This window comes from Borrelia persica No12 (assembly GCF_000500045.1).
In the GTDB taxonomy this organism is placed as follows: domain Bacteria; phylum Spirochaetota; class Spirochaetia; order Borreliales; family Borreliaceae; genus Borrelia; species Borrelia persica.
Genome location: NZ_AYOT01000146.1, coordinates 232,622 through 247,086, shown reverse-complemented (window position 1 = coordinate 247,086; position 14,465 = coordinate 232,622). Strand labels below are relative to the sequence as shown.

Sequence of the window (14,465 nt, the reverse complement as noted above, 5' to 3'; positions counted from 1 at the left end):
GGTATTTGATTTTTGTATTTGATGATATTTGATTTTAAATCAGCTTTGTCCTGGTGAATTTAAGGCAGGTATAACTATTGGCTACCAAATGGGTTAATTTGATGGTTTTTGGTATGCGAATAATAGTATAATTAACTTGTTGGAGATAGTTTATGAGTGAAAAGAATGTATCTAATTTTGATGTTGTGATTTTTGGTGTTACTGGTAATTTGGCTAAAAAAAAACTTATTCCTTCGCTTTTTAATTTATATAAAGATGGTTATATTAGCAATTTTAGGATTATTGGATTTTCACGTAAAGATTTTACCGATGAAGAACTTAAAAATTATATTAAGGATTCTTTGTGGCAAGAAGAATCTACTGCTTTAGTTGATGATTTTTTGAAATTTGCTATTTATTTATCAGGAGATTTTAGAGATAAGGATGCTTATTTGCAATTGTCATCTCTCTTAAGCAATAGAGAGAGGATATATTATCTTTCAACATCTCCTGAATTTTATGGAGCAATAATTGGAAATTTGAAATTATATTTATTTGATGATACTTCATATTTGTCTAAAATTATTCTTGAGAAGCCTTTTGGGAGTAATCTTGATACTGCTAGGCGCTTAAATTCTCTTCTTTATTCTGTGTTTAAAGAAGAACAGATTTATAGAATAGATCATTATTTGGGAAAAGAAACAGTTCAAAATATTTTTACATTTAGATTTGGAAATTCTATTTTTGAAAATATTTGGAATAATCGTTATGTGGATTTTGTTCAAGTTACTGTAGCAGAAGAAGTTGGTATTGATGGTAGGGCTGAATATTATGATTCTGTTGGGGCATTGAGAGATATGGTTCAGAATCATATTTTGCAACTCTTAAGTCTCATTGCTATGGAGCCTCCTATTGGGTTTAATGCTGATTTTATTCATGATGAGAAGGTTAAGGTTTTAAAAAGTTTAAGAAAATTTAATAAAGAGACTATGCAAAATAATATTATTAAGGGGCAATATGTCTCTTCTCGGGTGCAAGGGGTTTTAAAAAAAGGATATAAAGAGGAGGCTAATTTTTTAAGTACTTCAAATACAGAAACCTATTTGGCCATGAAATTATTTATTGATAATTGGCGTTGGTCTGGTGTTCCTTTTTATATTAGAACTGGAAAAGCACTTGTTAGGAAATTTTCAGAGATATATATTCAGTTTAAAAAGCCCGATTTTACTATTTTTAATGCTGGACTACATAATCTTTCAAATGCTTTGATTTTTAGAATTCAACCGAGAGATGGAATTGAAATTAAATTTAACACTAAACGACCAGGCTATAATTATGAGATTCAAGAGGCCAATATGGAATTTTCTTATCATGCTTCATTTAATAAATTCTTTTGTGAATCTTATGAGAGACTACTTTTTGATGCTTTTTTAGGCGATAGAACTTTGTATGCTCGTAATGATGAGATTAATAGCTCTTGGGAATTTGTATCAGATATTCTTGATAAATGGGGTAATATAGAAAATAGGGAGTATTTTTATGGTTCAGAAGGTCCAATTGAAGCCGACTTAATATTAGAAAGAGATCATTTTTGGCGTAAAATGTAATTATCATATATGATAGTTTCATTTTATAAAATACAAATGATATTTGTGTAAATTGAATTTATGCTCTTTATTTTAATTGAGTTTTCTATTTAATATAAATTTTTTCATTAGAACCCTTTAATATTGTATTTTATGGTATAATGTTAGAAATATATATCTAGATTTTTAGTATTTTTTTATTTATTTTACTGTTCTTGAGGTTTGACTGGAATTTATTAATAATGAGGTTTGATATAGAATTGTTACTCTGTATCAATATGGGTATTGGTGGAGCTATTTAAACTTTTGATATTGATCTTGGGATCTTATTAAAATTTATTGAGAGGAGGAGAGATCTTAAGTTTGGTTTGTTACCTGGATATATTGAATGACAAGTTTTTATTTTAATTGTGATAAATGGCTAGGATATAGTGTTTAAGATTTAGGATTTAATTTAAAGCGATAACTTAACAGGATTTTGTCATTGTATTTTGTTATGTTATGGTTAATGATATCTTCTTATTTGTTGATGTATTTGTGTACTGATTTGTGATAAGAAGGCAAGAGGAATGTTTGTAGATGATATTTCTTATTTATATAAGTCCTTCTTTTTAAGAAATTTTTATTTGCATTTTCAGGTCTCAAATTTCCATATGGGTTTTGTAGAATTAAGATTTGTATTCCTTGTATAGGTAATGATAGTTTAGATTTGTTAATTGTTTTTATTTTTATGATTTTATCTATGGTTAATTTTGGGATAAAGGGATTTTTTAGTTTTTGCTATAAATTAAGTTGTTTAGATTTCTTAATGGTCAAAAAAGGAAAGAGATCTAGATGGTAATTCATTAATTTGTGGATTGCATAGGGGGGTTAAAATGAAGAAAGATAATCATATAAAACCAAATTTTTTGGGGCTTGTTCCTTTTCTTGTTTTTATTGTTGTGTATGTAGGAACAGGAGTGGTTTTAGAGATTCGAGGTGTGGAGATGGCTTTTTATCAAATGCCACCAATAATTGCTATGTTATTAGCTGTTGTTACAGCCTTTCTTTTATTTAAGGGTTCATTTGTAGATAAGTTGAATGAATTTGTTGAAGGGTGTGCGCAAAATGATATTATATTTATATCTTTTATTTTTATGATTTCAGGTGCTTTTTCTGCTGTTTGTAAGGAAATAGGTAGTGTTGAAACTGTAGCAAATATTGGTCTTAAATATATACCCGCTAATTTATTAGTAGCAGGAATATTTTTGATATGTCTTTTTCTCTCAACAGCGACTGGTAGTTTTCTTGGAACCGTTGTTGCTATTACTCCAATTGGATTTGAGATAGCAGGTAAGAGTGGTATTCCATTGCCAGTGGTCGCGGGAGCTGTGCTTGGAGGTGGTGCTTTTGGTGATAGTATGTCTTTAATATCAGATACAACTATTATTGCAAGTCGTACCCAAGGAGTTAGGATTATAGATGTTTTTAGAAATGGTGCTTTTTTTACATTTCCTGCATCTATTTTAGCAACTGTGGCATTTGCTATTTTGGGTTCTTATATAGGTGGTGTTGGAGTTGATATTGAGCTTGGCGATATAAATTATTTTAAAGTAGTTCCTTATCTTTTTGTTATGATTTTTGCATTCTTAGGTGTAGATGTTTTTCTGGTTTTATTTTTTGGAATATTGATTGCTGGTGGTATTGGTATTTTTAATGGTGATTTAACTTTGCTTTTAATGGCTCAGAAGATTAATGATGGCCTTTTAGATTTAAGTGAGATGCTTATTATTGTTATTTTTACAGGTGGAATTTCGTATATGACTATTCGACATGGGGGTTTTGAGTGGATTTTGACTAAATTAAAGTATTTAGCTAGATGTAGAAGAAGTGCTGAATTTACAATTACTTTTTTAATCATTATGGTAACAGGATTTTTATCAAATAGTGGTCTTGCAATTTTAGTTAATGAAACTGTTACTAAGGGTATATCTGAGGCCAATTCTGTTTGTCCTAAACGTTGTGCGGCATTGCTTTCAATTTCTTCTTGTGCTTTAATTGGTGCATTGCCATATGGAATGCATATGATAAGTGTTATGAATATTGCAAAGGGTTCCATATCTCCACTTGAAATTATGCCATTTTTGTATTACCAGGTGTTTTTAGCCATTATTATTATTTTTTCCATAGCTTTTTTTAGATTAGGAAAAATTAGTTTTTGAATTTTATCAATTTGGTAGGCACCTTTTTCAAGGTGCCTTGATTTTAGGATGATATTTCTACATATATTCTCATTTGTTCTTCTTTTACTTTTTTTGGTATCGTTTTGAATACTTCATGTTTTAAAAAATCTTTTGGAGCAAATCTTTCGTCTAAATATAGATTTATTTTAGGATTTTCTTTTGCTTCTTCTTTTAATCTTTCGAAAACGTTTTTGTTTGGAGAATTGTATTTTGTTTCTTTAAAATTAAGATAAGATGCTTCATTTTCATAAAGGAAATTTATAAATTTATAGGCAAGTTCTTTATTGGGTGCATCTGATGGGATTACAAGAACATCAATCCATAGATTTGTGCTTGTGGGAGTATAAAAGTCTAAATTTGGGTCTTGATTCATGGCATCTAAAGCTTCTCCACCCCATGTTAGTTGAATAGATGCTTCGCCATTTAGCATTAATGATTTTGCAGCAATATCTGAGAAATATCCTACTACTAGAGAAGCTTGTTCTTTTAATAATTTTTCAGCTTCTCTTATTACAGGGATGTTGTGTTCATTGAGTGAATAACCAAGTTTTTTAAGAGCAACACCGATATTTTCTTTTGGAGAATCTAACATTGCGATTTCTTTTTTATATTTTTGGTTAAATAATATATCAAATTCGTTCATGTCTTTTATATCAATTTTGTTTTTGTTGTAAAGTATTCCCATTACTCCCCAAAAAAAAGGTACAGAATAGAGGTTGCCGGGATCATATTCTAAATTTTTAAGTTCGTTTAATATGTTGTTCTTGACATTTGGTAATTTTGAATAATCTAAAGGTTCAATTTTATTTTCGTTTATTAATTCACCAATCAGATACTCTGATGGAACTACAATATCATAATAACCTTGTGTATTATTAAACTTTGCCATCATTTCTTCAATATTGTTGCAATATTCATAATTTATTTTAATGTTGTGTTCTTTTTCAAATTGAGCTAGTAGATCTTCATTAATATATTCTGCCCAATTGAGGATACTGAGAGAGACTTGTTTCTTTTGTGATGTACAAGATATAATCATTAAAATTGTTATGAATATGAAACTTTTTTTCATAATTAAACTCCTTGTTATTAAATTTCTGTGTCTATTGTTAATAAGATTATTATAAATTATTATAAATATTAAAAATTTTTTTTCCAATTAAACTCTTTTTAGTTAAATTTCTGTGTCTACTGTTAATTTTTTGATGCCTATGCATTTATTGATAATGAATAGGAGACTAAGTATTACGAAAAATAGTATAGAAGAAATGGCGTTGATTATGGGTTTGATTCCTCTCTTAGTTAAAGAATTTATTAGTATTGACAGATTATTAAATCCTTTGCCTGTTGTGAAGAATGATATTAAAAAGTCATCAACCGATAACATAAATGCAATAAGTCCTCCTGTTATTATACTTCCAATTATTTCTGGTAGTATTAAGTTTTTAAAAATTTGACTCTCTGATGCTCCAAGATCACGAGCTGCGTCAATGATATTTTCTGGAAAAGAATATAGCTTAGGTAGAATTATGATTATTATGTAAGGTGTTGAAAAGATTATGTGTGACATTAACATTGTAGAGAAGCCCAGCTGTATTTTAATTAAAGAATAAAATGTCATCAGGCTAATTCCTGTTACAATGTCAGGATTGATTATTGGTATTTTATTTATTGATAAGAGTATGGTTTTTATTTTTTTATTTTTAATTTTATATATGCTATAAGCCCCTAAAATTCCCATTATAATAGAGATTAAAGACGATATTATTGCTACTAGTAAGGTATTGTATATGACAGTTTTTATTTGTTGTGATACAAATACTTCCTTATACCATTTTAGACTAAATCCTTGAAAGAAAAATCCATTATCTCCTGCATTGAAAGAGTAAATTACTAAAATTAATATGGGAGCATAAACAAAACTAAATATCAAAAATAAAAAAGTGTTTTTTAATATTTTAAGCATTTTTACCCTATATTTTACGTTGTTTTTTGCATTAGTTTAAGTATTATTAAATTAAATATTACTATTACTATCATTATGATAAATGATATGGCAGCTCCTGTATTCCAGTCTGGTACAAATAAAAATTCTTTTTCAATTAAGTTTCCAATTAATATTTGTTTAGCTCCTCCTAATAGATCTGAGATGATGAATACTGTGATTGAGGGAATAAAAACCATTATTATTCCTGTGGCAAGATATGATAATGTTAATGGTATTTTGATATATAACAATATTTGCCACATTCTAGCCCCAAGATCTCTTGCTGCTTCAATGTATTCATGTTTTATTTTTGTAAGACCTATATATATTGGTAGAACCATAAATGGTAAAAAATTGTATATCATGCCGATTATGACGGCTTTTTCATTGTAAATCAAATCTATGGGTTTAAGTCCCATTGCTAAGAGTAAATTATTGATAATTCCATTTTTGCCAAGTATTCTAATCCAAGCATAAGTTCTAAGCAGGGTATTAATCCACATAGGAAGTATTATCATTATTATTAAGTTATTTTGAACACTTTTTTTTGACATAGATATAAACCATGCTGTGGGATACCCAATTAATATGCAAAAAATTGTTGTAATTAATGCGAAATTGATGCTTCTTGAAAAGATTTTCAAGTAGCTTGGTTCTAATAGTCTTATAAAATTTGCAAATGTGAATTTGTTTTGTTCGTTGAGAAATCCTAAAGTTATTATTATGACTAATGGAAATATTATGAAGATTAATAAGAATAGTGTATACAATATTAACATTATCCTATTCATACTTATTATTCCTTACACATTACATGAATATCATCAGGACCCAATGCAATGTCAACTTCTTCGCCGACTTTTGTCAATTTGGTACTCTGAATTAACCAATTGGCTTTCTGAATTTCTAATGTCATTTCGTAGTGTACACCCTGAAATACTGCTGAAGTAATTACTCCGCTTAAATCCCCTTGACCTTTTGGTAGTATTTTTATGTCTTCTGGTCTAATTACAAGGTCAACAGATTCTTTATTTTTAAATCCTGTGTCAAGACATTTGAAATTTTTATCAAACATTTTAACGACAAATTCTTCTTCATAAGTTCCTTCGAAAATATTACTCTCACCAATAAAGCTTGCTACAAATTTTGTTTTAGGTTCATTGTAAATTTCTTCAGGTGTTCCAATTTGAAGGATTACCCCTTCATTCATCACTACTATTCTGTCACTCATTGTTAATGCTTCTTCTTGATCGTGTGTCACGTAGATGAATGTTATTCCAAGTTTTCTTTGTATTTTTTTAAGTTCTTTTTGCATTTCTTGTCTCATTTTTAGATCTAGTGCTGAGAGCGGTTCGTCTAATAATAAAAGTTTTGGTTCCATAATTATTGCTCTTGCTATTGCAACCCTTTGTTTTTGTCCACCCGATAGTTCATCAATATTTCTATATGCGTATTTTTGCATGCCAATTAGTGATAGTACTGTTTTGACTTTTTCTTTAATTAAATTTTTGTTTAATTTTTTCATTCTAAGTCCAAATGAAATATTGTCAAAAACGTTCATATGTGGGAAGAGAGCATAATTTTGAAATACTGTATTGATCTCTCTTTTGTTAGGCGTAATTTTTGAAATCTCTTTTGATAGAAAATAAATTTTTCCTTCGTTTTGGTTTAAAAAACCACCTATTATTTTGATTAATGTTGTTTTTCCGCATCCTGATGGACCAAGTAGGGTAATAAATTCGTTTTTTTTTATTTTTAAATTAATTTTATCTAGAGTTTTATTATCACTATCAGTGTAATAATGGCTTAAGTCTTGAATCTCTAGGATGTAATTCTCCAACTAATGGGACCCTCCTTTTGCATGTGTCAATTAAGTCACATGAAACTAGATTATACTTTATATTAATGCTTATGTAAATGATCTTATTTATTTTCATTATGACGCTTTAGGTCAAGTATGATTTTCCCAAATTTTCCTTCCCTGTATTCTTTTATAAGTATTTTTGATGCAGTCTCAATATCTACATATTTTTTATTCATAAATCCTCTTGTTTTTGCAAATTCTTCTAAAATTCCAAGTGCGTCTGTTGATATTATATTATATTTTTCTATAAACTTGGTTTTGTTTTTGATATGCATTTCTTTAAGTAGATATAGAGCAAGTTCTGTATTATCTATAATTTCATTTTTAATCATGTCTAATATTGCCAATTTTTTTGCGATTTCTTGATTTTCTAAGTTGTGCCATAATATTCCTGGCATGTCAAAGATATTAATCTCTTCATTCACTTTTAATATTTGTATATTTTTTGTGTGTCCTGGTTTATTTGCGACACTTGTGCTTTTTTTGCCTACTAATAGATTAATTATCGATGATTTTCCGACATTTGGTACTCCAATTACTAGAACTTTTATTTTTTCTTTGTAATTTTTAATTTGTTTTACATTGGCTATTTTTTTTATATTATCTATTATTTGTTTTTTCATCCCTTTTTTGTATATGTTTGTGAGCAATACATTATTACCAGTATTTTCAAAATATTTTATCCATTTTAAAATTTCTCCTTCTTGTACAAGATCTGATTTGTGTAGAAGTATTATTTTATCTTTATTTGAGTTTTTAATTATTTTTTCAATGAGTGGATTTTTGCTGCTAAATGGAGCTCGAGCATCAAGTATTTCTAATACGATATTTGTTTTTTTAATATTTACTTGGATTAATTCCAAAGCCCTTTTCATATGACCCGGAAACCAGTTAATTTTATTTGGCATTGTTAAATTATATCTTAATTTTATTGTATGTTTTTATATAATATTTATGTTTTCTGTGTATTTAAGTCGTTGGTTAATTGTATCTTTTGTAAAAATATTATAGTTTGTAATCTTAAGCTTTGAAAATGATTAAATCTAGGGAGGTCTTATATTAGTATAAAAATTAGAAAAGGTCTTATTGTGTCTTGTCAAGCACTTGAAGGAGAGCCGCTTCATAGTAGTTTTATTATGTCTAAGATGGCTTTGGCAGCAAAAATGGGAGGAGCAATTGGCATTAGGGCTAATGGTGTTCTTGATATTCGTCAAATAAAATTGGAAGTTGATTTGCCTATCATAGGTATTATTAAGAGGGTTTATAATAATTCTTCTGTTTTTATTACACCTACTATTAAAGAAGTCGATGAGCTTTGTGATGAGGGGGTTGATGTAATTGCTCTTGATGCTACTCTTAGAAATCGTCCTGATGGGTTTTTGTTATCTGAATTTGTTAGTAAAATTAAGGAAAAGTATCCCAGTCAATTATTAATGGCGGATATTGCGTCTCTAGATGAGGCTTTAAATGCGGACAAACTTGGATTTGACTTTATTGCTACTACTTTGCATGGATATACAGAAGATACTAAAGAATTTAATATTGTGGATAATGATTTTGCTTTTTTAAAGAGTTTACTTGAATGTAATTTAAAATCAAAATTAGTGGTTGAAGGTAAAATTGATACTCCTCTTAAGGCTAAGAGATGCTTTGAGTTGGGAGTTTCTTGGGTTGTGGTAGGTGGCGCTATTACACGTCCTATGGAAATTACTAAAAGTTTTGTTAATAAAATAAATGATGTTATAGAAATTTAAGTGTATTTTGAATAATCTAATATTTTTTTGGATATATAGGAGGGTTTTATGGGGAAATTTTTTGAGAATGCCCAAAAATTTGGTCGTTCTTTTATGTTGCCTATTGCTATTCTTCCTGCAGCAGGATTGTTTTTAGGAATTGGGGGTGCTCTCTCCAATCCAGCAACTATTAATGTATATTCTTTTTTGGATATATTTTTGCTTCAATCAGTGTTTAATATTATGCGTACTGCAGGTGCTATTATTTTTGTTAATTTGCCACCGATATTTGCAATTGGTGTTGCCGTTGGACTTGCAAAATCGGATAAGGGAACAGCAGGACTTGCGGCTTTCATTGGATATCTAGTTTTAAATGCTACAATTGGTATTTTAGTTGATATGTTTGGTAATGTTGAAGATTTTTCAAGTGGAGCTGTTGGATTCATACTTGGTATTAAGACTTTAGAGACTGGTGTTTTTGGTGGCATTATTGTTGGTATTTTGACCTATTGTCTTCATAATAGGTTTAATAAAGTTGAATTTCCAAGAGTACTTGGTTTTTTTTCAGGATCTAGATTTATACCTATAATAGTTTCTCTATCAAGTATTTTTCTTGCCGTGTTTATGTTTTTATTTTGGCCATTTATGCAGTCTGGAATTAGTAAGGTGGGTGGATTCGTTGACGCAACAGGATATATTGGTACTTTTATTTATGGTGTTTTTTTACGTATGCTTGGGCCTTTTGGACTTCATCATATATTTTATCTGCCTTTTTGGACAACTGGTATTGGTGGTTCTGTCATTATTAATGGTAAGTTGGTAGAAGGAACTCAAAACATTTTTTTTGCTGAACTTGCATCTCATAGTACTGATAAATTTTTTATTGGCACTAGTCGTTTTATGAGTGGAAGATTTATTACTATGATGTTTGGATTACCTGGTGCTGCTTTTGCACTTTATCGTCTTGCAAAACCTGATCAAAGGGAAAAAGTTGTGGCTCTTTTGTTGTCATCAGCTTTAACTTCCTTTTTAACAGGAATTACAGAACCTCTTGAATTTTCTTTTCTCTTTGTGGCACCACTCCTTTATGTGGTTCATGCAGTGTTTGATGGGTTTGCATTTATGATTTCTCATATTTTGCAAATTACAATAGGACAGACTTTTTCTGGAGGATTTATTGATTTTATTCTTTTTGGAATTTTGCAGGGAAATGCAAGGACGAATTGGGTTTTGGTTCCAGTAGTAGGTGTTTTTTGGTTTTGGCTATATTATTTTACTTTTACTTTTTTAGTGTCTAAATTTGACTATAAGACTCCTGGTAGAGAGGATATTGTGGATTTGCAAGATTTATCTTCTTCAAGTAATGGATCAAGTAGTGGATCTGAGAATGGAGGTAATGTTGCCTACCAAGTAATTATGGGTCTTGGAGGAAATGATAATATTATTGAGCTTGATTGTTGTGCCACAAGACTTAGAGTTACTGTAAAAGATTCTCTTAAAGTTTCAAAAAGTATTTTGGAGGATACTGGAGCAAAAGGAGTTATTATTAAGGGTAGTGGCGTTCAGGTAATTTATGGTCCTGGTGTTAGCGTTCTTAAAAATGAACTTGAAGAATTTCTTGAAAATTAAGAAAAGTTAAAATTTTAAGCAAGTGTATGTTTTTTATATCACTTGCTTTTTTTTAGGTTTTGAATGAAATTAACAGCATATTTTGTTAGATAAGATGTGTTTTGTGCACTTCTATAGTTGTGATTTCCTACAGGAACATGAGAATAAGGATTCTCAACAAGTAGCATTGGTATTGTTTGTTTATATCCTCCGTACTGACTTATAAATTTATTTGTTTCTCCAGAATCTACTATTGGATCGTTTGGGGAGTAAGTTATTATTAGTGGAGTTTTAATTTCATTAAAGTTGTTAGCATTAATTAATTTAACAAGACCCATCATTGCAATTATTGAATCAATTTGTCGTATTGGGGTGTGGAATACTTTTACTTTTGAGTATTCTTTTCTTTTATTTGGTGTTATATCAGGTTCATTGTATCCTCCTGTTATTAGATAAGCAATTTGACGTCCCCAAGGGTAGTAAATCAAATTTGTTCTTTTATCTTTAGGATAGATATTGGGTGATATTAAAACAGCAGAATGTATTTTTTCTTGATAGTTTTTCAGTGCCCAAATTACACAAGCACCACCATTTGAGGTTCCAATAAGTATTAATTTTTCTCCTATTGATTGACCAATTTGCATTGCTTCATCGATGTCTCTTAACCAATCTTTGGTTTTAACTCCTTTAAATGCATTTTTTTTATCAATGCCATGTCCTTTAAGTCTTGTAAAGAAGATGTTTGCTCCTAATGCTTTAGCTATGTTATGTGGAATAGGATAAATTTCATTTTTAGATGCTCCAAAACCATGAATATATACCACAGCATATTTTGTTTTTTCTCTTTTGTTATTCCATATAATTTCTTTTTTTGTGTTTTCTGTCAAATTAAATTTAGATTCTTCAATGAGTATGTATTGATCAATTTCTTCAAGTTTGTTGGGAATTTGAACTTTGTCAAATTCATTCCTGAATTTTATTCTTGGTCCTACTACGATTAATAAAAATAAGAATATAAAAATAAAAATAAAGTTTTTTGTTGTGTTCATATATTTTTCCCTTTAAATATTTTCGTTCTCCACATTAGAATCTTCATTGTCTATATTAGATTGTTCTTTTCTAGATTCTTGAGGACAATTATTGCATGAGCCTGAGTAAATAATTTCAATGGATTTTGTTTTCCATTCTTCTCCAAGTTTGTCTTTCAGAATATCTTTAATGTCATCAAGTTGTATTGGATAAACTTGATTGCATTTGTTGCATTTAAAGTGGGCTATTGTAGAAGTCAAACTTAGATAAAATCTTGTTTCTTTTTGGTCTGTTGTTTTAATATCTTTAAGAATATTGCGTTCTTTCAAGATGTTTAATGTATTATATACTGTTGCTTTTGATAAGCTTGGTATTTCTTTTATCAGTTTGTTATAAATTTCTTTTGCTGTAAAATATTCTCTTGGATTTGATGCAATATGTAAAATGATTCTATTTCTTGAATGTGAGGCTTTCATGCCCAGCTCTGTTGTTAATGATTTTAGCAAGATAGGGTCATTAGTAATCCCGACTTTTTCTAAAGTAGAATGTACCTCTATTGTATTGTTGTTCATATATAATACCCTTTATTATTTAAGATTAAGTACTTTAATGTCCTTATAAAAATAATTTTATAACGGTTTATTAATATTTTGCTACTGATAGCTATTTATTTTCATTTTTTTTTATATTTGGATAAAAAAGTAGGGTTTTTGTTTTCGAGTTTAGCTTTATTTTATTATCAAAATTATTATTATTTGGTAATAATAGCAAATTTAAACTCAAAGAATAGTTTTGCAAATCCTCAGTTTTTATTCTGTTGTAAGATCCTCCTATGTTTAAGATAAACCATCTCTTAAAGCCTTTTTTTTCAATTTTGTAATTTATTGTATATATAATATATTTTTCGATATTTAAAAAACTTATGAAAAAATTACTGTTTTGATCGTTGCCTTTTGATATTAAAAATTCTGTTCCATTAATATATCCTTTTATATCTTTTTTTGTTTCTATGATTTTTTCATAGGTGTCAGAATCATTGTATCTTGCGGTAATTTTTAAATTTGTCCCTTTTTCAATCTCAAATATGGGTATTTCTAGGCTTGAGTATTCAAGTAAATAATTTATATCATTTGTTTTTATCTTTTTATTGTTATAATTTATAATCTCTGGCCATACTATTTTGAGCGATATGAAAAAACTTGCAAGGTCTTCATTTAGAAAGAAATCGATTATTGATTTTTCTTTTGCATTAAAATCTAAATATTGTCTAATTCCTACGATTTTCTCATTTGAGAATGAAAATGAACTTTCAATAATTGGTTCTATGATGATTTCTTTTTTTGATAATATTTTAATATAAGTTCTGCAAGAATCTAAAAATTCAGCTTTTCTTTCTTTGTATTTGATTTTATTTAATTTGCCTTTTTCAAATTTTACATGATATTTTTCATGAGATAATGTAAAATTTCCTTCCATATTATATTCGAGATTTTTACTTGTAATGGGTTCTAAATTTGTTGATTGATCTTCAAAATTTTTATTGGTCAGAAATTCCTTTAAAGAATTTTCATTTATTTGATATTCTTTAAGTCTTTGGTTTTGAAATTGCAATATCAATGCTTGTTCTTTTAATGAATTAAATTCTGGGGTTTCTAAGAGTTCTATATTTATTTTTTTACCTTCTAGATTTTGTATCTTAATACTATAGAAATTTGTGTCTAATTCTTTTAGAGATAGTAAAAAATTTTTTAATATTTGATTGTCGTATATATCTTTAATTTCATGGAAGTAGATGAGTGAGTCTGTATTGTGGTTTTGTGTATTGGGTTCTTGTATTTCTTCTAAAAATTGACAGTTATTTTTATAGAAAACCAAATATTTTTTATTATTTTTTGCAGTCCTTATTCCTTCTATATAATTAAAATTAAGCTTTCTGTATAAGTCAAGTACCCTTTTTCTTAGTTTTTCCATATTGTATATGTAAAATGTGTTAGGATTGTCTTGAAATAAATCTTTATATCCACTTTTAAATGGGTTTTTTAAAGCCCAGTACAAGTCTACATGTATTTCATCGTGTAACATGTATTCATGGGGACTTCCGCTATATGTGCTTGGAATATAAATGTCTTCATTATTTTTAAGTCTTTTAAAAAACCATTCATTGAGTTCTGCATTTGATTTTAAAATTTCAAAAAAATACGTTGGGAATGTCCAATGTATTTTATAGCTTAGATTTTTACTTTCAATTAAATATTTGGCATTTGATAGAATGGAATATAATTTGCCTTCGGCAAATGAAGTTATGGAAATAATCACGATATAAGTTTTTGAATTTCTAATTTTTCTAAACATCATAAAAAATCTTTACATAAGTATATATTAAATTAGTATAAATAGTATTGATTTTACAGTAAATTACTATAATTAGGTTTCTTAATTTTTATATTATTTTAGCTT

12 protein-coding genes are annotated in these 14,465 nt (G+C 28.4%); 4 read left to right on the top strand and 8 right to left on the bottom strand.

What is annotated here, in order from left to right; all coding sequences use genetic code 11:
- The first annotated feature begins 152 nt into the window (after positions 1 to 152).
- Entirely contained in the window at positions 153 to 1,586 is a 1,434-nt protein-coding gene (gene zwf / locus U881_RS0104430; protein WP_024653411.1) for a glucose-6-phosphate dehydrogenase, read from the top strand.
- An 854-nt stretch (positions 1,587 to 2,440) separates the two neighbouring features.
- Positions 2,441 to 3,766 (top strand): Na+/H+ antiporter NhaC family protein, encoded by a 1,326-nt coding sequence (locus U881_RS0104425; protein ID WP_024653410.1) that lies wholly within the window; start codon positions 2,441 to 2,443, stop codon positions 3,764 to 3,766.
- Between the two features lie 43 nt (positions 3,767 to 3,809).
- On the opposite strand, the gene U881_RS0104420 is transcribed toward U881_RS0104425, so the two are convergent.
- From U881_RS0104420 to ylqF, 5 genes are all read right to left on the bottom strand, one after another.
- The gene (locus tag U881_RS0104420; RefSeq protein WP_024653409.1) at positions 3,810 to 4,859 is read right to left on the bottom strand and encodes an ABC transporter substrate-binding protein; all 1,050 of its coding nucleotides are present in this window, start codon (positions 4,857 to 4,859) and stop codon (positions 3,810 to 3,812) included.
- A gap of 102 nt (positions 4,860 to 4,961) precedes the next feature.
- A complete protein-coding gene (locus U881_RS0104415; RefSeq protein WP_024653408.1) occupies positions 4,962 to 5,753 on the bottom strand; it encodes an ABC transporter permease in 792 nt (263 codons plus the stop codon).
- Between the two features lie 14 nt (positions 5,754 to 5,767).
- Positions 5,768 to 6,565: an ABC transporter permease gene (locus U881_RS0104410; RefSeq protein WP_024653407.1), complete on the bottom strand. Its 798-nt coding sequence runs from the start codon at positions 6,563 to 6,565 to the stop codon at positions 5,768 to 5,770.
- A gap of 5 nt (positions 6,566 to 6,570) precedes the next feature.
- A complete protein-coding gene (locus tag U881_RS0104405) occupies positions 6,571 to 7,614 on the bottom strand; it encodes an ABC transporter ATP-binding protein (RefSeq protein WP_024653406.1) in 1,044 nt (347 codons plus the stop codon).
- Between the two features lie 83 nt (positions 7,615 to 7,697).
- Positions 7,698 to 8,546, bottom strand: a complete 849-nt coding sequence (gene ylqF / locus U881_RS0104400; protein ID WP_024653405.1) for a ribosome biogenesis GTPase YlqF — start codon at positions 8,544 to 8,546, stop codon at positions 7,698 to 7,700.
- A gap of 150 nt (positions 8,547 to 8,696) precedes the next feature.
- On the opposite strand from ylqF, the gene U881_RS0104395 reads away from it, so the two are divergent.
- Positions 8,697 to 9,392: an N-acetylmannosamine-6-phosphate 2-epimerase gene (locus U881_RS0104395; RefSeq protein ID WP_024653404.1), complete on the top strand. Its 696-nt coding sequence runs from the start codon at positions 8,697 to 8,699 to the stop codon at positions 9,390 to 9,392.
- A gap of 48 nt (positions 9,393 to 9,440) precedes the next feature.
- Positions 9,441 to 11,000: a PTS transporter subunit EIIC gene (locus U881_RS0104390; RefSeq protein WP_024653403.1), complete on the top strand. Its 1,560-nt coding sequence runs from the start codon at positions 9,441 to 9,443 to the stop codon at positions 10,998 to 11,000.
- Positions 11,001 to 11,038: 38 nt separating this feature from the next.
- Here U881_RS0104390 and U881_RS0104385 read toward each other — a convergent pair whose 3' ends face one another.
- The 3 genes from U881_RS0104385 to U881_RS0104375 form a co-directional block, all read right to left on the bottom strand.
- Entirely contained in the window at positions 11,039 to 12,028 is a 990-nt protein-coding gene (locus tag U881_RS0104385) for an alpha/beta hydrolase (RefSeq protein ID WP_024653402.1), read from the bottom strand.
- A 12-nt stretch (positions 12,029 to 12,040) separates the two neighbouring features.
- Positions 12,041 to 12,580 (bottom strand): transcriptional repressor, encoded by a 540-nt coding sequence (locus tag U881_RS0104380; RefSeq protein ID WP_024653401.1) that lies wholly within the window; start codon positions 12,578 to 12,580, stop codon positions 12,041 to 12,043.
- Between the two features lie 91 nt (positions 12,581 to 12,671).
- Entirely contained in the window at positions 12,672 to 14,360 is a 1,689-nt protein-coding gene (locus tag U881_RS0104375) for a hypothetical protein (protein ID WP_024653400.1), read from the bottom strand.
- Between the last annotated feature and the right edge of the window lie 105 nt (positions 14,361 to 14,465).

Coding starts and splice junctions, on each gene's coding strand:
- U881_RS0104390 (WP_024653403.1), top strand. CDS start 9,441: ATGGGGAAATTTTTTGAGAATGCCCAAAAATTTGGTCGTTCTTTTATG.
- U881_RS0104425 (WP_024653410.1), top strand. CDS start 2,441: ATGAAGAAAGATAATCATATAAAACCAAATTTTTTGGGGCTTGTTCCT.
- U881_RS0104380 (WP_024653401.1), bottom strand. CDS start 12,580: ATGAACAACAATACAATAGAGGTACATTCTACTTTAGAAAAAGTCGGG.
- ylqF (WP_024653405.1), bottom strand. CDS start 8,546: ATGCCAAATAAAATTAACTGGTTTCCGGGTCATATGAAAAGGGCTTTG.
- U881_RS0104385 (WP_024653402.1), bottom strand. CDS start 12,028: ATGAACACAACAAAAAACTTTATTTTTATTTTTATATTCTTATTTTTA.
- U881_RS0104410 (WP_024653407.1), bottom strand. CDS start 6,565: ATGAATAGGATAATGTTAATATTGTATACACTATTCTTATTAATCTTC.
- U881_RS0104420 (WP_024653409.1), bottom strand. CDS start 4,859: ATGAAAAAAAGTTTCATATTCATAACAATTTTAATGATTATATCTTGT.
- U881_RS0104375 (WP_024653400.1), bottom strand. CDS start 14,360: ATGTTTAGAAAAATTAGAAATTCAAAAACTTATATCGTGATTATTTCC.
- zwf (WP_024653411.1), top strand. CDS start 153: ATGAGTGAAAAGAATGTATCTAATTTTGATGTTGTGATTTTTGGTGTT.
- U881_RS0104415 (WP_024653408.1), bottom strand. CDS start 5,753: ATGCTTAAAATATTAAAAAACACTTTTTTATTTTTGATATTTAGTTTT.